Genomic DNA, 18162 nt, shown 5'->3' with positions numbered 1-18162 from the left:
GGTCAGCAGCTCGCCGACCTGGGACAGGTCGGCGGGCGTGGCGGTGCACAGCACCAGCCCGTCGGGCAGGGGCGCGGGGGTCGCGTCGGTGCGCCTCACCAGGGCCCGTAGACCGTCTCGCTCGTGGCGGACAGGGCGTCGCACAGCTGGGGGACGCTCGTGCTCAGCGTCTCCGCCATGGCGCGCACGGTCAGCGGCAGCAGGTATGGCGCGTTCGCCCGGCCCCGGTGGGGGGTCGGGGTGAGGTAGGGCGCGTCGGTCTCCACGAGCAGGTGCTCCACCGGGGTGACGGCGACCGCGTTGCGCAGGTCCTTGGCGCTGCGGAAGGTCACCGTCCCGGCGAAGGAGAGGTAGTAGCCGCGCCGGACGCACTCCCGGGCCATCTCCATGTCGCCGGAGTAGCAGTGCATCACCGTGCGCTCGGGGGCGCCCTCCTCGGCCAGGATCCGCAGGACGTCCTCGTGGGCGTCGCGGTCGTGGATCTGCAGGACGAGGTCGAGCTCCTTGGCCAGCGCGATGTGCCGACGGAAGGACTCCTGCTGCGCGGCCACGCCTTCGGGTCCGGTGCGGTAGTAGTCCAGACCGGTCTCTCCGATCACCCGGATCCGCGGATGTGCTGCGAGAGTGGCGATCTCGTCGATCACGGCATCCAGGTCGCCGGCCCGCTCGTGCTTCGGAGCCTCGTTGGGGTGGATGGCGATGCCGCCGAGCAGGGCCCGGTGCTCGTCGACGATGCCGTGGGTCCACCGCGCCGACCCGATGTCGCAGCCGATCTGCACGAGCCGGTCGACCCCGACCGCCGCCGCCTCGTCGAGGACGTCCTGCAGGGCGACGAAGGGGGCGTCGTCCCGCTGGATGTCGAGGTGGCAGTGGTTGTCGACGACCGCGATCGGGAGCCGGTCCGGAGCCGGCGGACGCTCAGCGGCCCGGCCGTCCGTCATACCCCCGCCTCGTCAACGAGCCCGAGCCGCGCCCGCTCCTCGTCGACGACCGAGGGGTCCAGCTTGGTGAAGATCGGCGTCGGCCTGGCCACGGGGGCACCCACGGGCAGGGGACGGTGCTCCCAACGGGGAGCGGCGGAGTACTCCCCGGTGATGACCGGGTAGGCCGGACGGTCGGGGTCGTCGAGGTCCGGCACGTCCTGGACCACGGGCATGGGCTGGAAGACGCCCTCCCCCCCGAGCGCCCGGTGGACCGCGGTCGAGCTGTGCGGCAGGTAGGGGGAGAGCATCGTGTTGAGGTCGACGACGGCCTGGGCGAGCACGTGCAGCACGGTCGCCAGACGTTCACGCTGGTCCTCACCCTTGAGCTTGAACGGCTCGGTGGCGGAGACGTAGGCGTTCGCCTCCCCGACGAGGCGCATCGCCTCGGCCAGACCGGCCTTCTGCTTGTGCGTGCCGATGAGCCGTCCGACGGTGCCGAACCCGGCGGCGACCTGGTCGAGCAGGGCCCGGTCGACCTCCTCCAGCGCACCCGCGGCCGGGATCTCGCCGAAGTTCTTGGCGATCATCGAGGCGGTCCGGTTCACCAGGTTCCCCCAGCCGGCGACGAGCTCGTTGTTGGTGCGCTTGACGAACTCCGGCCAGGAGAAGTCGGAGTCGGACGTCTCCGGCGCGGCGGCGGAGAGGAAGTAGCGCAGCGCGTCGGGCTGGTAGCGCTCGAGCACGTCCCGCACGTAGATGACGACGTTGCGCGAGGTGGAGAACTGCTTGCCCTCCATCGTGAGGAACTCGCTGGAGACCACCTCGGTGGGCAGGTTGAGCTCGCCGAAGGGCCCGACCTGCCCACCGCGGCTCCCCCGCCCGTTGTGCGCCAGCATCTCGGCCGGCCAGATCTGGGAGTGGAAGGTGATGTTGTCCTTGCCCATGAAGTAGTAGGACAGGGAGTCGGTGTCGTTCCACCACTCGCGCCAGCGGGCCTCGTGGCCGTCACCGAGCCGCCGCGCCCACTCCACCGAGGCCGACAGGTAGCCGATGACGGCGTCGAACCAGACGTAGAGCTTCTTGGTCGGGTCCTCCGACCACCCCTCGAGCGGCACGGTGATGCCCCAGTCGATGTCCCGGGTCATCGCCCGGGGGCGGATCTCCTCGAGGATGTTCTGGGAGAACTTGATGACGTTGGGGCGCCACAGCCCGCTGTCCTCGCGTCCGTCGAGCCACTCCCCGAGCGCCTCGGCCAGGGCGGGCAGGTCGAGGAAGAAGTGCTGGGTCTCGGTGAACTCCGGCGTCTCCCCGTTGATCTTGCTGCGGGGGTCGAGCAGGTCCGCCGGGTCGAGCTGGTTGCCGCAGCTGTCGCACTGGTCGCCGCGCGCCTCGGTGTACCCGCAGATCGGGCAGGTGCCCTCGATGTAGCGGTCCGGGAGCGTCCGGCCGGTCGAGGGGCTGATGGCGACCTGCTGGGTCTGCTCGACCATGTAGCCGTTGGCGTGGCAGGCCAGGAACATGTCCTGCACGACCTGGTGGTGGTTGGCGGTGGTCGTGCGGGTGTACAGGTCGTAGGAGACCCCCAGCGCCACGAGGTCCTCGGCGATGGCCCGGTGGTTGACGTCGATGAACTCCTGCGGGCTCATCCCCGCCTTGTCCGCCTGCACGAGGATGGGGGTGCCGTGCTCGTCCGAGCCGCTCACCATGAGCACGTCGTGGCCCGCCATCCGCAGGTAGCGGCTGAAGACGTCGGAGGGGACGCCGAAGCCGGCGACGTGGCCGATGTGACGCGGGCCGTTGGCATACGGCCAGGCGACCGCGGTGAGGACGTGGGTCATGGTGTCCCAGTCTAGGTGGGGGCACCCGACCAGATGCTCGGAGACCGGAGCGCGATCAGGCGGGGGCCCTGGCGGGGGGTCAGGAACCCGCGGGTACGGCCACCACGCTCACCATGCCCGCCGGTCCGGAGATGCGCACGACCGGACCGGCACCGTCGCCCGGGACGGCCGGCGGCTGCGGACCGACGGCGAAGTGCACCTGGTTGCGGGCCGACCAGGGCCACCAGTGCTCCCTCCACAGAACTGCTCCCCCGTCGGACGGGCCGGACTCGTCGGACACCGTGAGCAGGTCCTGCCCTCGACGTCGACCAGGCGTGGCCAGCCGTGCTGGTCGGTGGCCACCCGGTAGGTCTCGCCGAGGAGCGTCACCTCGCCTCCGGGCGGGACCGCACCGTCGGTCCCGGCCGACGCCTCCGCCGGGGCGGTGGGAACGGTCGGTGCCGACGGCCGGGGGTGCCACGTCTCACCGTCCGTCGACCACTCGATGTCGTACGACAGGTCGTCCTCAGAGGCGTCTCCATCCGCCCGGTCGTCGGCGAACAGGACCATGGACCAGGGACCGACGAGCGCGGTCGCCCGCGGTGGGGACACCCGGACCGGGTCGGCACCGACCTCCTGCCGCAGCACCTCCCGGGCGAAGACCGCCTCGCGGGGCAGGCGCGCCACCGAGGCGACGACGTCACCCCCGCCCCGCCACCAGGGCCTGTCCAGGCCGGCGACGGTGAGCGTGTCCACCTCGGAGAACGAGCCACGGTCCAGGTAGCCGGCGAGCCCGGCCTCCTCGAGGGACACCGCCGTCAGAACCACGCCGTCGTCGGCCAGCTCGGCCGTGTCGGCGACGGCTCCGCCGGCCGTCCACATGTCGTCGTCGTCGTGGAGGACGAGATGTGCCGGCGCGTAGCCGGGCCTGTCGGTCGTCCAGTAGACGAGCTCCTCACCTGCGACCGTCACCACCGCCGACCCACCTGCGTCCTGGGGGTCCGGGAGGACGAGCTCGCCCGAGACACCAGGCGGCCGGGCCCACACCACCACGGTCGCCCCGGTGCCGGCATACACCTCGACGCCGCCCGCCAGGCTCCGGCCCTCCACCGTCTCCTCGACGCCGTCCGCGACGAACGTGGCGGAGGACGAGTCCGCGGTCCGGCCCAACGTCAGCGGCTGCACGTTCCCGACGCCCTGCAGACCCTCCGGAAGGACGACCGGCGACGCCTCCTCCACCTCCCACGCCACGCCCGCCGGCGTGACCTCCCGGGTTCCCGACAGACCGCCACCGGCCCCACCCGTGCCGAGCCAGAGGGCCCCCGCCAGGGCGAGGGTGCCGATCGTCAGACCCGCCCCGCCCGCGCGGCGGCGGCGCACGATCTGCTCACCGCGACGCACGACGTCCGTGCGGGCCAGGTGCAGCGGCGGGGAGTGGACGGCGGCCCGGTCGAGCAGCGCCAGCACGTCACGGTCCGAGGTGTGGCTGTCAGACATGGGTCTGCTCTCCCTCCAGCAGCTGGGCGCGCAGGCCGCGCAGCCCGTGCATCGTGTAGCTCTTGACGGTGCCCACTCCGATGCCGAGCGTCTCGGCGGTCTGGCGCTCGGACAGGTCGAGGTAGTGCCGCAGCACGACGCACTCGCGTTCGCGCGGACTGAGGGTCCGCAGCGCCCGGACGAGGTCGACGGTCCGGGGATCGGAGACGTGCCCCGTGTCCGGCGCGTCGTCGGTGAGCACCTCCCGCCGCTGCCTGCGCCAGCGGTCGGTGTGCAGGTTGGCCATCACCCGACGGGCGAAGGCGAGGGGGTTGCCGCCCCGCACCCTCGACCAGCGGGCGTAGGTCCGAGAGAGCGCCTCCTGCGCCAGGTCCTCGGCGGCGTGCTGCTGACCGGTGAGGAGCCAGGCGGCGGCGAGCAGACGGGGCGAGGCGTCGTCGAAGAAGGCCGCGAACTCCTCCTCGTGCGTAGACCGCATACCGCCTCCTCGCGTGGACCCTCTCACCTGGACAACGTGCGGGGCCGACGAAAGGTGGGGGACACTGCCCGCATCGTGACGTACGAGGAGCCTCCGTCCCCTCCGCCCCGCCGACGCACCGGGCGGGTCCCCGAGGACGTGCTCGTCCACCTGCGCCGGGCCCGCGACCACGTCGACCGGCACTTCCACGAGCCGCTCGACCTGGAGACGCTGGCCGGGGTCGCCGGGCTGAGCAAGTTCCACTTCCTGCGGCTCTTCAGCCGCACCTACGGCCGCACCCCCGGGGTCAACCTCTCCGAGCGTCGGGTCGAGCGGGCCCAGGACCTGCTGCGCGGCGCCAACCTCACGGTCACGGAGGTGTGCCACGCGGTCGGCTTCAGCAGCCTCGGCTCGTTCAGCTCCCGCTTCCGGGACATCACGGGGGAGAGCCCGAGCCAGTTCCAGCGCAGGTATGCCGCGCTCGGGGCTCCGCGCATCCCCGGCTGCTACGTGTTCATGCGGGGGCTGGCCGAGCGCCGCCGCCCGTCCGGGACCGGCGGGAACACCGCAACCGGGGAGAAGCCGGGAGCACCCGGCCCCGGCTAGCGTCGTGCCCATGATCACCAACGTCTCCCTCGTCAGCGTCTGGGTCACCGACCTGGACGACTCTCTCGCCTTCTACACCGACGTCCTCGGGTTCGAGAAGGGCGACGACGTGCAGCTGGGCCCCGACTTCCGCTGGCTGACCGTCGTGCACCCGCAGCAGCCCGAGCTCCACCTGCACCTGACCACCCCCGGCGAGCCGCTCTCCCCCGAGCTGGTCGAGGCGATGCGCCGGGCCCAGGCCGAGGGTGGGTGCCGGGAGTGGGCCTGACCGTCGACGACTGCCGCCGGACCCACGCCGAGCTGGTCGCCAAGGGCGTGGAGTTCCTCCAGGAGCCCACCGAGCGCCCCTACGGGGTCGAGGCCCTCATGCGGGACAACTCCGGCAACTGGATGGTTTTGGTGGAGCGCCGGGACTTCGACCCGTCCACGATGACCGAGGCCGACCTCGCCTGAGGGTCACCGCCCCGGCAGGGTGGAGTCCGCCTCAGCTCGAGCCGAACTCCACCAGGGCGGGAGGCTCCCACGCCTCGACCCGGTCGCCCACCTGACGCCCGACCGCCACGACCACCTCGGTGTCGGTGCCGTCGACGACGAGCGCGGTGACCAGGGTGCCGTCGCCGAGCACCAGCTGGGCCACGTCCCGGGGCTCGACCCACTCCGGCCCGTCCTCGCCGGAGACCTGGACGCGCGCGTCGGACAGCACGGTCGCGCCGGGCTCCCAGCCGGTGGCGAGCACGACGACCGAGCCGTCGACCGACGTCGTCGCCAGACCCCGGCCCAGCTGCTCGGCCGCCACGCGCCCGACCTCCTCCCCGTCCTCCTGCGACGTGAGCACCAGCGTCCCCGGGTCGGCCGGGTCCGGGTCCACCGACATCGTCCCGGCCGCGCCGTCGAGCGCGAAGAGGTCCTGCGCGTGCAGGTCGAGATCGGTCCTGACCCCGCCGAGGGTGAAGGTCACCTGCACCCCGCTCGCGTCCTCAGCCTCCCCGGGCGGACCGGTGACGGCCAGGACGACGGGGCGACCGGCCAGGGCGACCGTCCCGGCGTCCACGGTCGCGTCCTGCGGACCGGTGGCGCCCGCCCTCGTGACCGTGACCTCCTGCGCGCCCTCGGGAAGCACGGCGAGCAGGCGCTGCCCCTCCTCGTCGGCCAGGCCGGACGAACCGGTCACCGCAGGCGCCCCGCCGAGCTGGTCCAGCCCGACCACCTGGCTCCCGGGCCGGTCGTCGTCCAGGGCGTAGCCCCACACCCCCCGGGACTCGTCGACGAAGGCGACCGCCCGCTCGCCACCGGCGCGAAGCACCTCCGCGCCGACCGGTGCGCCGGAGAGCGCCACGACCTCCTCCTTCCCGACGAGGTAGACGTCCAGGACCTCCTCCGGGAGGGGCTGCAGGTCCGAGAGCCAGGAGGCCCAGGCGAACGTCTCACCGTCCAGCTCGGCGTACTGCACCCCCGACGGCCCGCCCGGGTCGTGCGGTCCGACCAGCGGGACCGAGGTGAGCACGCCCTCGGGCTCGCGCCACACGGCCACGGTCATCCGCTCCCCGGCGAACACCTCCAGGCCCGGCCTCACTGTCTGTGCCGGCACCGACTCGACCTGCCGTCCCAGGTCGGAGAGCTCGAGGACCACCGGTCCGTCCGGAACGGGCCGCGCGAGCTCGGCCCGGTAGTCGTGCTCGACCCGGTCCTCGTCGTAGACCGTCACACCGGTGAACAGCACCCCGTCGACCGGCTCACCCTGCTCCCAGACGTGGCCCGCCGGGACGATCTCGGTCGTCCCGGTCAGCACCCCTCCTCCGGGGCCGGCGAGCCAGAGCGCGCCGACGAGGGCCAGACTCCCGACACCCAGGGTTCCTGCAGCCGCCCGGCGGCGCCGGACGCGGCGGCTCCCGGTGGCCAGGACGGCCTTCATCGGCACGTCCATCGGCGGCGTGTGCGCGGCGGCCCGGTCGAGCAGCGTGGTCAGCTCACGGTCGGACATGGCGGTCCTCCTGGTCCTGCATCAGCGGCCGCAGTGCGGCCAGCCCCCTGCTCGTGTAACCCTTGACGGCCCCGACGCTGACGCCGAGCGCCTCGGCGGTCTGCCTCTCGGACAGGTCGAGGTAGTGCCGCAGCACGACGCACTCCCGCTCCCGTGGAGCCAGCTGCTGAAGGGCGCGCAGCAGGTCGACCGTCTGCGGATCGGCACCGCGTCCGCCACCCTCCGGCAGGTCGCCGGTGAGCACCTCCCGGCGCGCGCTGCGCCACCGGTCCGTGTGCAGGTTGGCCAGCACCCTCCTCGCGTAGGCCGCGGGCTGGCCGGAGCGCAGACGGGGCCAGCGCACGTAGAGGCGCACCAGCGTCTCCTGGACGAGGTCCTCGGCCGCGTGCGGGTCGGCGGTCAGCATCCATGCCGAGGTCAGCAACCAGGGCTTGGCCCCGGTCGCGAACTCGACGAACGCCTCCTCGTCGGTGCGGCGCACCTGCTCACCTGCTCCCGTGTCGGTAGGGACGATCGTCCCCTGCACCCGTCCTCAACGGCGCACGGGGTCGGAAGGTTGTGCCGGCGTCCCGGACGGCGGCGGCCGGTGGCCCGGCCGCGGCGGGAAGAGGAACGACATACCCCGTGGTTGTATGGGGCGAGCGTGGCCCCGCCCGGGGCCCGCCCCAGCAAGGAGGCCACCACGTGCTCGCCGCCCTCACCGGCGCCGGCCTGTCCGCAGCGGCCGGGCTGAACGCCTACATCCCGTTCCTGATCGTCGCGCGCGTGGCCCGGTTCACCGAGGTCATCAACCTGCCCCACCAGTACGTCTGGATCGAGTCGTGGTGGGCGATCGGCATCGCCGGCGCGCTCCTGCTCTCCGAGGTCGTGCTGGACAAGATCGCCGTCGTCGACCACATCAACGACGCGGTGGGCACGTTCGTGCGTCCGGCCACCGGTGGGTTGATCTTCGCCGCGACCACGGCTGCCGAGGACTTCGAGCAGGGCTCGAATTTCATGGCCGACAACCCCTGGGTGGGGGTGCTGCTCGGCATCGTCACCGCCGGGATCGTGCACACCGGCAAGGCCGTCACCCGCCCGGCCGTCAACGTCGGGACGGGAGGGTTGGGCACCCCGGTGGTGTCCGCGGCCGAGGACGGGGCGGCCATCACCCTGTCCCTCGTGGCGGTCTTCCTGCCCGTGCTCGTGGTCTTCCTGCTGCTCCTGCTGCTGTGGGGGGGCTGTGGACGCTGTGGCGCCGGGCCTCAGGACGACGACGGCGGACCGACCAGCTCATGGCCGACGCCGGCTACTGACCCCCGTCCTGCAGCGGCCAGCAGATCTGGGTCCGCAGGGTGGCGGGGTCCACGCCCGGCCCGGGCTCGGTGAGGTAGACCTCCCACATCGAGGACGAGGGGGTCCGGCCCCGCTCGCCGATCCACCGGGCCAGCTCGGCGTAGGACCCGCCCAGTCCGTCGTAGGCGCCGACGTGGGTGGCGGTCACGACCTCGCCCCCGGGCAGCTCCGAGGGTCGCACCTCCCCGGCCGCCGTGACCGGCCCCGAGGTCGGGACGCCGACCTCGACGTCGACCGTGTCGGTGGGCTCGCCGCGGTAGCGGGCGTAGGGCGCGCCCGTGGGCTCCACCTGCTGCTCGCGCAGCGTGGCGAAGAGCAGGCCGAAGGAGTCGTCGAAGAAGCTGCGCAGCGCCTCCATCGGCACCGTCGCGCGGACGGCCGCCGTCGGCACGGGCTCGAGGGTGGTGATCACGATGTCCTGCAGGCTGGGGTGGGTGCTCATGGGTCCTCCTCGTCGTGCTCCGGGTCCGGCCCGACGCTACTCCTGGTCGGGCGGACGGGGAACGGCCCGCCGCGGCCGACCGTTGGGTGGGTGGACGCGGACGAAGGAGACGGTATGCAGCGCAGGACCCCCCGACCAGAACGACCCGGGCCCGGTCAGGAGTCGGTGTGGGACTACCCCCGACCTCCACGGGTCGACCCCAGCAGCTCGCTCGTCGAGGTGGAGCTGGGCGGGCGGACGATCGCCCGGACGACGCGGGCCCTGCGGGTCCTGGAGACCAGCCACCCGCCGACCTACTACCTGCCCCGCACCGCCTTCGCCCCCGGCGTCCTCCAGCCGGCGGCCGGCAGCTCCTTCTGCGAGTGGAAGGGGGACGCGGCATACCTCGACCTGGTGGCGGGCGACCGGACCGCCGGGCGTGCCGCCTGGACCTACCCGGACCCCTCGCCCGGTTTCGAGCCGCTGCGCGACCACGTCGCGCTCTACCCCGGCCTCGTGGACCGGTGTCTGGTGGACGGGGAGGTGGTGCTTCCCCAGCCGGGAGGCTTCTACGGCGGCTGGATCACCTCGTCGGTGGTCGGACCGTTCAAGGGGGACCCGGGCACCTGGGGCTGGTGAGGCGGGGGCTGGGGGGGGCCGGGCCGGTGAGGCGGAGCTCCGGGCCGGCGCTCGGCGTGTCGGGCCGGACGCGCCGGGCCGGACGTGCCGGTGCCCCCGCCCAGGGGCGGGGGCACCGGTCAGGACAGGCTCAGCGTGCGAGCGCGTCCCAGAGGGAGACGAGGACGTCGTCGGAGATGACGCCCGGGCCGGCCCACGCGGCGGCGGGGCCGCTGGCCAGCGCGTCCGGGAAGTTCAGGCCCGAGGCCACCAGGACGGTGTGCGGGGCTCCGATCTTCCCGGCCACGGCGACGGCAGTCTCGTAGCGGTTCGCACCCGCGATCCGCTCCACGACGTAGCCTCTGGACTCCAGGGTGGCCTGCACCGACGGGGCGATCGACAGCTCGCCACCGATGATGAGGACGGTGCCGCCGACCGGCAGCACGCGGTCGATCTCGTCACCGACGCGAGGGTCGAGCAGGACCTTCGTGAGCAGCATCGGGGCGTTCACCCTCTTGGTGAGGGGGACGGCCGCCAGGGCGTCCCCGAAGTCGTCCGACCGTGCCAGCACGACGGCGCCGGCCTGGTCGTCCGCGAACCGCTCCTGCGAGAGCAGGACCGCGGTGTCGACGCGGTCCACGCCGCCGACCTGGGTCACCGCGGACGGCTCGAGGAGCGCCAGCTCCTGGTCGGCCGTGGTGTCCGCACCGATGACGTCGAAGTAGAAGCCCTCGATGACCTCGTTCTCGTGGTAGTAGACGATCGTGCTGCGCACGTCGTCGACCCACTGCGCGTAGCCCAGCACACCGGTCAGCTCGGTGTCGTCGACCGCCTCGTCCGGCAGCGCCGTGAGGTTGGTGTAGTCGACCACGTCGAGGATCCGGTCCACGTGCCACGTCAACGACGGGACGTGCAGCCAGGTGGCGCTGCCCGTGAAGTACTCGGACCGGGTGTAGCGGAAGCTGGAGTAGTCGATGAACTGCTCGTCGGGCACCGCGACGCCGTCGGTCGGGTCCGGGTCCGCGGACCGGTTGAACTCGACGTTCCAGCCCTCGGGGGCCACCCAGCCCGGCTCGGGCGGGAAGGGGATGATCCGGTTGTAGTACAGCACCGCGTCGATGGACAGCGGCACGTACTTGCCTGCGGCGGACCCGGTCGAGGCGCCGGCCAGCATCCAGGCGTCCAGCGGCGCGATGTAGGCCGGCGGGCCGGCCGTCACCTCGTCGTGGACCTCGAGCCCGGGCAAGGTCCCCGTCTCCAGGATCGTCGTGTACATCGCCGCGTGCTCCGGGGAGGCGTCGATGGGGATGCCGTCGGTGGTGATGCGCCCGGCGCCGTCCAGCGTGATGTCGGTGGCGGCGAGCAGCCGCTCCTCGACGACGTCGATCTTCGACTGGAGGACGTCGTCGGTGGTCCGGATGAGGTTGAGCCTCTCCAGCTCGACCTCGCTCGCGTAGTCGGTGAACCCGGCCTGCACGTCGCAGGCTCCGACCTCCTCCTCCCCCTCGACCGGGTCAGGGATGGCCTCGCCGACCAGCGGGACCAGCCAGACCGTGCGCCCGTCGACCGGGTTCACGGTCGGTGCCAGGCCCGGGATCTCGGTGTAGGAGATCGGCTGGACGCAGTACTCGACCGTCGTGACATCCTCGACGGTGACCGTGTAGTCCGTCAGTACCGGGGTGCCGTCCTCCGCCCGGAGGATGACGAGCAGGTCCGAGTACAGGTCCCCCGTACCTCCTCCGCCTCCGCCCCCGCCGCCGCCTCCGTCCCCCGGGGCGTCCGTCATGGCGAGGGCCCCCTGCGGGGCGACCAGGGCCCCCAGGAGAAGGGCCGAGACGAATGCTCCTCGTCGTGTTCGAGCATTCATGGCATGCTCCGTTCCCGCGTCCGTGGACGCATTCCCAGGAGCGGGGACTGGGCGGTCTCGTCGTCGAGATCATGCCCGGGATGCGGTCCCCGTTCACCTCTCACCGTGCCCCTGGGAGCGGCCGGGGAACAGGCTCTGGCCGGGTGATCTGCCGCACATCACGCCCTGCGGAGCGTGAGATCGGACACACCCTGGCGGGCGAGCGCGACCGCGACCGGTCAGGCGGCGTCGGGATCGGGTTGGTGCAGCCCGAACGTGTTGCCCTCGGTGTCGAGGTAGTAGCCCTGCCACGCCATGCCGGGGAGGGCGTACTTCGGCAGGGCGACCTGGCCGCCGGCCGCCAGGATCTTCGCCTCGGTGGCGTCGTAGTCCTCGATCCCCACCGTGCAGACGAAGGCGTTCGTCCCCTGCTGGGGCGCGGGCGCGGGTGCCGGGCGGACCAGCAGCCCACCGTTGATGCCGGGCTCGTCGTCGGGCCCGGTCACCACCCCCCAGTAGGGGGCGTCGACGAAGGAGCTGTAGTCCTCGAACGTCCAGCCGAAGACCTCGGCGTAGAACGCCCGCGCGCGGTCGACGTCGTCGGCCTGGATCTCGAAGTGGACGGGGCGGGCCATGGCGACCTCCTGGGGTCCGGCGGCGGGTGCTGACCCCGGTCAACCTACTCCCGATGACCGACGGCGGTGTCGTAGAGCATCTTCGCGGACAGACCGGTGCGGCTCGCCACGTCCCGGCAGACGGTCTTGAGCCGTTCCCCGTCGGCGACTCTCGCCAGCACCTGCCCCACGGCCTCCTCGACGCCGACGGCCGACGCCGCCGGGTCCGCCCCGGCCACGACCACGGTGATCTCCCCGCGGACGCCGTCGGCGGCCCAGCCGGCCAGCTCCGCCAGCCCGCCCCGACGGACCTCCTCGTAGGTCTTGGTCAGCTCCCGGCAGACGGCACCCGGGCGGTCCGCCCCGAGGACGTCGGCCATGGCGGTCAGGGTGGACGCGAGCCGGTGGGGCGCCTCGAAGAAGACCATGGTCCGCGGCTCGGCCACCAGGGCCTGCAGCGCGCGGGTCCGCTCCCCCGGTCTGCGCGGCAGGAACCCCTCGAAGCAGAACCGGTCCACCGGCAGCCCCGACACGGCCAGCGACATCAGCACCGCCGACGGCCCCGGCACGCAGGTCACCGGCAGGGCCGCCTCGACGCAGGCCGCCACCAGCCGGAACCCCGGGTCCGAGACCGAGGGCATGCCGGCGTCGGTGACCATCACGACCCTGGCCCCGCCCGCGATCCGGTCCACGAGCTCGGGGGTCCTGGAGGCCTCGTTGTGCTCGTGGTAGCTGAGCACCTGGCCGCCGACCGTGACCCCCAGCCGGTCGGTCAGCCGCCTCAGCCGACGGGTGTCCTCGGCGGCGACGACGTCGGCCCCCGCGAGCTCCTCGAGCAAGCGGGGGCTGGCGTCCCGGGCGTCCCCGATCGGGGTGGCGGCCAGGACCAGGGCGGCGGACGTCATACCCGGAGCGTATGCGGTGCCGCCACTGGGGGTGCGCGTCAGCGGCCGTAGCCGGCGTGCCTCAGGTCGGCGTTCATCTGGGAGATCACGTTGAGCGGGATCCCCTTGGGGCAGGCCCGGGTGCACTCGCCGAGGTTGGTGCAGCCGCCGAAGCCCTCGGCGTCGTGCTGCGCGGTCATCGAGGCCACCCGGGCCTCACGCTCGGGCTGGCCCTGGGGGAGTTCGCCCAGGTGCGTGATCTTGGCGCCCATGAAGAGCATGCCGGAGGCGTTGGGGCAGGCCGCCACGCACGCGCCGCAGCCGATGCACTCGGCGGCCATGAACGCCCGGTCGGCGTGCTCCTTGGGCACCGGCGTCGCGTGCGCGTCCGGGGCCGAGCCGGTGTTGGCCGAGATGAAGCCCCCGGCCTGGATGATCCGGTCGAAGGCCGCACGGTCGACGACGAGGTCCTTCAGGACCGGGAAGGGGTCGGCCCGCCACGGCTCGACGACGATCTCGTCGCCGTCCTTGAAGGAGCGCATGTGCAGCTGGCAGGTGGTGGTCCGCTCAGGGCCGTGCGCCTCGCCGTTGATGACGACGCCGCACTGTCCGCAGATGCCTTCACGGCAGTCGGAGTCGAAGGCGACCGGTTCCTCGCCCTTGGCGATCAGCTGCTCGTTGAGCAGGTCCAGCATCTCCAGGAAGGAGCTGTCCTCCGAGACCCCGTCGATGTCGTAGCGGACCATCTGGCCCTTGACCTGCGGGCGGTCCTGCCGCCAGATCTTCAGCGCGAGCCTCACTTGTAGCTCCTCTGCTTGAGCTCGATGAATTCGTAGACGAGGTCCTCCTTGTGCAGCACGGGAGGCTGGTCGTCACCGCCCCACTCCCAGGCCGCCACGTAGGCGTACTCGTCGTCGTGGCGCAGCGCCTCGCCGTCCTCGGTCTGCGACTCGGCCCGGAAGTGACCGCCGCAGGACTCGCGCCGGTGGAGGGCGTCGATGCACATCAGCTCGCCCAGCTCGATGAAGTCGGCCACCCGGCCGGCCTTCCAGGGACTGGTTGAGCGTGTCGGCCGACCCGAGGACGCGCACGTCGCGCCAGAACTCCTCGCGCAGCGCACGGATGTCCGCGATCGCCTCGCGCAGGCCCTCCTCGGTGCGTTCCATGCCGCACTTCTCCCACATGATCTTGCCCAGCTCCTTGTGGAAGGAGTCGACCGTGCGACTGCCGTCGATCGACAGGAGCCGCTCGACCCGGTCGGCCACCTGCTGGTGCGCCTCGGCCACGGAGGGGTGGTCCTCGCCGATGGCCTCGAAGGGGCCCTTGGCGAGGTAGTCGCGGATGGTGTTCGGCAGCACGAAGTAGCCGTCGGCCAGCCCCTGCATGAGAGCCGATGCGCCCAGCCGGTTGGCGCCGTGGTCGGAGAAGTTGGCCTCGCCCGTGACGAACAGCCCGGGGATGGTCGACTGCAGGTCGTAGTCCACCCACAGGCCGCCCATCGTGTAGTGCACGGCCGGGTAGATGCGCATCGGCACCTCGTAGGGGTTTCCCCGGTGATGCGCTCGTACATGTCGAAGAGGTTGCCGTACTTGGAGCGCACCGCGTCCTCGCCCAGGCGGCCGACCGCGTCGGCGAAGTCCAGGTAGACGCCGCGCCGAACCCCGTCGACCTTGGGGCCCACGCCGCGACCCTCGTCGCACATGTTCTTGGCCTGCCGTGAGGCGATGTCGCGCGGGACCAGGTTGCCGAAGCCGGGGTAGATCCGCTCCAGGTAGTAGTCGCGGTCCTCCTCGGAGATCTCCCGCGGGTCCTTCTCGCAGTCCTCGGCCCGCCTGGGCACCCAGATCCGACCGTCGTTGCGCAACGACTCGCTCATCAGGGTCAGCTTGGACTGGTGCTCCCCGCTCTGCGGGATGCAGGTCGGGTGGATCTGCGTGTAGCAGGGGTTGGCGAAGTGGGCGCCCTTGCGGTGCGCCCGCCAGTTGGCGGTGACGTTGGAGCCCATCGCGTTGGTCGAGAGGAAGAACACGTTGCCGTAGCCGCCGGAGGCCAGCACCACCGCGTCCGCCAGGTGGGTCTCGATCTCCCCGGTGACCAGGTCGCGGGCGATGATGCCGCGGGCCCGCGGCCCCGCGCCGTCGTCGACGACGATGAGCTCCAGCATCTCGTGCCGGGCGAACATCTCCACGGTGCCGGCGGCGATCTGCCGTTCCAGCGCCTGGTAGGCGCCGATGAGCAGCTGCTGCCCCGTCTGACCGCGGGCGTAGAACGTGCGGGAGACCTGCACGCCGCCGAAGGAGCGGTTGTCCAGCAGTCCGCCGTACTCCCGGGCGAAGGGCACCCCCTGCGCCACGCACTGGTCGATGATGTCGGCGCTGACCTCGGCCAGGCGGTAGACGTTGGTCTCCCGCGACCGGTAGTCGCCCCCCTTGACGGTGTCGTAGAAGAGCCGGTGCACCGAGTCGCCGTCGCCCTTGTAGTTCTTGGCCGCGTTGATGCCGCCCTGGGCGGCGATGGAGTGCGCGCGCCGCGGGCTGTCCTGGTAGCAGAAGGACTTGACGTTGTAGCCCGCCTCGCCCAGGGTCGCACCGGCCGCCGCGCCCGCCAGCCCGGTGCCGACGATGATCACCGAGAGCTTGCGCCGGTTGGCCGGGTTGACCAGGGCCGCCTCGAACTGGCGGGTGGTCCACTTCTGGGAGATGTCACCGGCCGGGGCCTTGGTGTCGGCGATCGGCTCACCCTCGCGGTAGAGGCCGTCGATCAGCATGTCAGTCATAGGTCAGCAGTCCTCAGTCGACGAGCCCGAACAGGATGGCGAACGGCGGGACCATGAAGCCCACGACGATCAGCGTGGTCACGAGGATGGAGATGAACCGGATCTGCTCGGCCCGCTTCAGCGAGGTGTTCAGACCCATCGTCATCGCCGCGCCCCAGAACCCGTGCAGCAGGTGCAGCCCCAGGAACACCATCGCGACCAGGTAGATGAGCACGCCCCACCAGTGGCCGAAGGTGTCCAGCACCCGCGCCGCCGGCGACGCGTGTGGGCCTCCCCGATCGTCACGGTCTGCGTCGTGAAGTGCAGCAGGTGGAAGATGATGAAGGCCAGGATCGCCAGCCCGCCCCAGCGCATCGCCTTGGCGTAGAAGTTCCCGTAGCCCTGACGCTTCATGACGTAGCGCTGGCTGCGCGCGCCCGCGGCCCGTCGCCACAGCGACGCGGCGGCCCACACGTGCAGCACCAGCGCCGCCAGGAGGGCGACCCGGATGATCCACAGCAGGCCCTTCTCCGGCAGCATCGGCTCCCCGAAGGTCCGGATGTGGTGGGCGTACTCGTCGAACGCCTCGGGCCCCACGAGGATCATGAGGTTGCCGTACATGTGGATGAGCAGGTAACCGATGCCGACCAGGCCGGTCACGGCCATCACGGTCTTCAGCAGGATGCTGGGGGGTCCGCTGCGGACCTCGCGCGCAGGAGCGGTTGTCGTGGCCACGAGGGCAGGTTACTACCCCGGCCTGCGGCTCCGGCGCAGACCCACCCACCACCTACGATGCCCGGTATGGAGTCGTTGCGGGCCAGGCTGCTCGGGCCCGCCCCTCCGCCACGGGGCCGGCAGGACCGGCTGGCGTGGGCGGGGATCCTGCTGGTGACCCTCGTCGGCGGGATCCTGCGCTTCGTCCGCCTCGACGAGCCCGGCCGGCTCGTCTTCGACGAGACCTACTACGTCAAGCAGGCATGGTCCCTCCTGAGCTACGGCCACGAGCGGGAGATCCGCGAGGGGCTGGAGGATCCGGACGCCCGGTGGAACGCCGGCGACCCCGACGTCTTCGGTTCCCTGCCCGACCTCGTGGTCCACCCTCCCGTCGGCAAGTGGATGATCGCCCTGGGGCAGCTGCTGCTGGGTCCGGAGGACCCCACCGGCTGGCGCCTGGCGTCGGCCGTCGTGGGGACCCTCTCGATCCTGGTGCTGGGCCGGGTGGCGTGGCACCTGTGGCACCACGCGCTGCTGGCCGTGGCCGCCTCGACGCTGCTCGCGGTGGACGGCCACCACTTCGCCCAGTCCCGGATCGGGCTGCTCGACGTCTTCGTCATGTGGTGGGCCCTGCTGGCCTTCCTCCTGCTCCTCCTCGACCGCGAGCAGGCGCGGCGTCGGCTGGCGGACCGCTGGCCCGCCTGGGAGCGCGGCCGGGACGATCCGGTCCCCCGCCGACCGTGGCGGCGCTGGGCGCGGTGGTGGGGGCCGCCGCTGGGGGTCCGCTGGTGGCGCGTCGCCGCGGGGGTCAGCCTGGGCCTGTGCGTCGGCACCAAGTGGTCGGGCCTGTTCTTCCTCGCCGTCTTCGGCCTGATGACCGTGTGGTGGGACCTGGGTGCGCGCCGCGCCGCCGGGGCTCCCGGATGGTTCGTCGGCACCGTGGTGCGCGACGGCATACCCGCGTTCGTGTCCATGGTCCCCGTCGCCCTGGCGACCTACGTGGCGACCTGGGCCGGCTGGTTCGCCACCGAGGGCGGGTGGAAGCGGCAGTGGGCGGCCCAGAACCCCCTGGCCGACGGCAGCCCCGCGGCACTGGTCCCCGACGCCGTGCGGTCGTTGTGGGCCTACCACGCCGAGATGATGTCCTTCCACGTCGGGCTGCAGAACGAGCACCGGTGGAGCTCCAACCCCTGGGGCTGGACGGTGCAGTGGCGACCCACCCTCTTCTACGCCGAGTGGCCGACCCGCGGGGAGTCCGGCTGCGAGGCGGCCGAGTGCGTCAGCTACGTCGCCTCGCTGGGCAACGTCCTCCTCTGGTGGGGCGCCACGGCCGGGCTGGTCGTCGTGGCCTTCCTGTGGCTGCTCGGCCGGGACTGGCGGGCAGGAGCGGCCCTCTCGGGGGTGGTCGCCGGCTGGCTGCCGTGGTTCCTCTACCAGACCCGGACGATCTACAGCTTCTACGCGGTGGCCTTCCTCCCCTGGCTCGTGCTCGTCGTGGTGGCCTGCCTGGGCCTCGTCCTGGGTCCGGCGACCGCGTCCCCCCGGCGGCGCCGGTGGGGGGCGGTGCTCGTGGTCGGCTACCTCGTTCTCGCCGCCGCCTGGTTCGTCTGGTACTACCCGGTCCACACCGCGGTCGTGCTGCCGCGCGAGCAGTGGCGCTGGCGGATGTTCTTCGACTTCTGGAACTAGGCCGC

At 72.2% G+C, this 18162-nt stretch carries 17 protein-coding genes and 2 pseudogenes; 5 read left to right on the top strand and 14 right to left on the bottom strand.

The genetic code is table 11. From position 1 onward, the window contains the following. Positions 1–95: 95 nt before the first annotated feature. The 4 genes from ACQ95T_RS03245 to ACQ95T_RS03230 form a co-directional block, all read right to left on the bottom strand. A complete protein-coding gene (locus tag ACQ95T_RS03245; RefSeq protein WP_425939334.1) occupies positions 96–941 on the bottom strand; it encodes a TatD family hydrolase in 846 nt (281 codons plus the stop codon). Beyond that, on the bottom strand, positions 938–2761 hold the full coding sequence (gene metG, locus ACQ95T_RS03240) for a methionine--tRNA ligase (RefSeq protein ID WP_425939333.1): 1824 nt from the start codon (positions 2759–2761) through the stop codon (positions 938–940). Before metG ends, ACQ95T_RS03245 begins: the two co-directional genes overlap by 4 nt. A 108-nt stretch (positions 2762–2869) precedes the next feature. Continuing rightward, positions 2870–4237: a hypothetical protein gene (locus tag ACQ95T_RS03235; RefSeq protein ID WP_431473528.1), complete on the bottom strand. Its 1368-nt coding sequence runs from the start codon at positions 4235–4237 to the stop codon at positions 2870–2872. After that, positions 4230–4715: a SigE family RNA polymerase sigma factor gene (locus tag ACQ95T_RS03230; protein ID WP_425939329.1), complete on the bottom strand. Its 486-nt coding sequence runs from the start codon at positions 4713–4715 to the stop codon at positions 4230–4232. The genes ACQ95T_RS03235 and ACQ95T_RS03230 overlap by 8 nt, the downstream gene beginning before the upstream one ends. 75 nt (positions 4716–4790) lie before the next feature. Here ACQ95T_RS03230 and ACQ95T_RS03225 point away from each other — a divergent pair, with 75 nt between their 5' ends. Beyond that, a complete protein-coding gene (locus tag ACQ95T_RS03225; RefSeq protein ID WP_425939327.1) occupies positions 4791–5300 on the top strand; it encodes a helix-turn-helix domain-containing protein in 510 nt (169 codons plus the stop codon). A gap of 10 nt (positions 5301–5310) precedes the next feature. After that, positions 5311–5753: pseudogene (locus ACQ95T_RS03220) on the top strand (VOC family protein). Between the two features lie 31 nt (positions 5754–5784). On the opposite strand, the gene ACQ95T_RS03215 reads toward ACQ95T_RS03220, so the two are convergent. Further along, positions 5785–7281, bottom strand: coding sequence for a hypothetical protein (locus ACQ95T_RS03215; protein WP_425939324.1), 1497 nt, complete (start codon positions 7279–7281; stop codon positions 5785–5787). Beyond that, complete coding sequence (locus ACQ95T_RS03210; protein WP_425939322.1) at positions 7268–7762, bottom strand: SigE family RNA polymerase sigma factor; 495 nt, start codon at positions 7760–7762, stop codon at positions 7268–7270. The genes ACQ95T_RS03215 and ACQ95T_RS03210 overlap by 14 nt, the downstream gene beginning before the upstream one ends. Positions 7763–7965: 203 nt before the next feature. Between ACQ95T_RS03210 and ACQ95T_RS03205 the strand changes: the two genes are divergently transcribed. Further along, on the top strand, positions 7966–8649 hold the full coding sequence (locus tag ACQ95T_RS03205) for a DUF4126 domain-containing protein (protein WP_431473527.1): 684 nt from the start codon (positions 7966–7968) through the stop codon (positions 8647–8649). Here ACQ95T_RS03205 and ACQ95T_RS03200 read toward each other — a convergent pair. Further along, positions 8570–9058, bottom strand: coding sequence for a GyrI-like domain-containing protein (locus tag ACQ95T_RS03200; protein ID WP_425939318.1), 489 nt, complete (start codon positions 9056–9058; stop codon positions 8570–8572). The genes ACQ95T_RS03205 and ACQ95T_RS03200 overlap by 80 nt on opposite strands. A gap of 114 nt (positions 9059–9172) precedes the next feature. Between ACQ95T_RS03200 and ACQ95T_RS03195 the strand changes: the two genes are divergently transcribed. After that, a complete protein-coding gene (locus ACQ95T_RS03195; protein ID WP_425939316.1) occupies positions 9173–9676 on the top strand; it encodes a DUF427 domain-containing protein in 504 nt (167 codons plus the stop codon). 130 nt (positions 9677–9806) lie between these two features. Here the strand turns inward: ACQ95T_RS03195 and ACQ95T_RS03190 are convergent, their stop codons facing one another. The 7 genes and pseudogenes from ACQ95T_RS03190 to ACQ95T_RS03160 form a co-directional block, all read right to left on the bottom strand. Further along, positions 9807–11522 carry a cell wall-binding repeat-containing protein gene (locus ACQ95T_RS03190; protein WP_425939314.1) on the bottom strand — a complete coding sequence of 572 codons (1716 nt, stop codon included), beginning with the start codon at positions 11520–11522 and terminating at the stop codon, positions 9807–9809. Positions 11523–11740: 218 nt separating this feature from the next. Beyond that, the gene (locus ACQ95T_RS03185; RefSeq protein WP_425939312.1) at positions 11741–12136 is read right to left on the bottom strand and encodes a VOC family protein; all 396 of its coding nucleotides are present in this window, start codon (positions 12134–12136) and stop codon (positions 11741–11743) included. A gap of 44 nt (positions 12137–12180) precedes the next feature. After that, positions 12181–13020 (bottom strand): 16S rRNA (cytidine(1402)-2'-O)-methyltransferase, encoded by an 840-nt coding sequence (gene rsmI / locus ACQ95T_RS03180; protein ID WP_425939311.1) that lies wholly within the window; start codon positions 13018–13020, stop codon positions 12181–12183. A 38-nt stretch (positions 13021–13058) separates the two neighbouring features. Then, entirely contained in the window at positions 13059–13799 is a 741-nt protein-coding gene (locus tag ACQ95T_RS03175; protein WP_425939309.1) for a succinate dehydrogenase/fumarate reductase iron-sulfur subunit, read from the bottom strand. Beyond that, positions 13796–15775 (bottom strand): annotated as a pseudogene (locus ACQ95T_RS03170) (fumarate reductase/succinate dehydrogenase flavoprotein subunit). Before ACQ95T_RS03170 ends, ACQ95T_RS03175 begins: the two are co-directional and overlap by 4 nt. Positions 15776–15788: 13 nt before the next feature. Beyond that, positions 15789–15920, bottom strand: coding sequence for a hypothetical protein (locus ACQ95T_RS03165; protein ID WP_431473526.1), 132 nt, complete (start codon positions 15918–15920; stop codon positions 15789–15791). Continuing rightward, positions 15917–16489: a succinate dehydrogenase cytochrome b subunit gene (locus ACQ95T_RS03160; protein ID WP_431473525.1), complete on the bottom strand. Its 573-nt coding sequence runs from the start codon at positions 16487–16489 to the stop codon at positions 15917–15919. The genes ACQ95T_RS03165 and ACQ95T_RS03160 overlap by 4 nt, the downstream gene beginning before the upstream one ends. Positions 16490–16555: 66 nt before the next feature. On the opposite strand from ACQ95T_RS03160, the gene ACQ95T_RS03155 reads away from it, so the two are divergent. Beyond that, positions 16556–18157: a dolichyl-phosphate-mannose--protein mannosyltransferase gene (locus tag ACQ95T_RS03155; protein ID WP_425939303.1), complete on the top strand. Its 1602-nt coding sequence runs from the start codon at positions 16556–16558 to the stop codon at positions 18155–18157. Positions 18158–18162 lie beyond the last annotated feature (5 nt).

This window comes from Ornithinimicrobium carbonis (genome assembly GCF_050703245.1).
Lineage (GTDB): Bacteria > Actinomycetota > Actinomycetes > Actinomycetales > Dermatophilaceae > Ornithinicoccus.
This window is presented reverse-complemented; position numbering and strand designations above follow the sequence as displayed.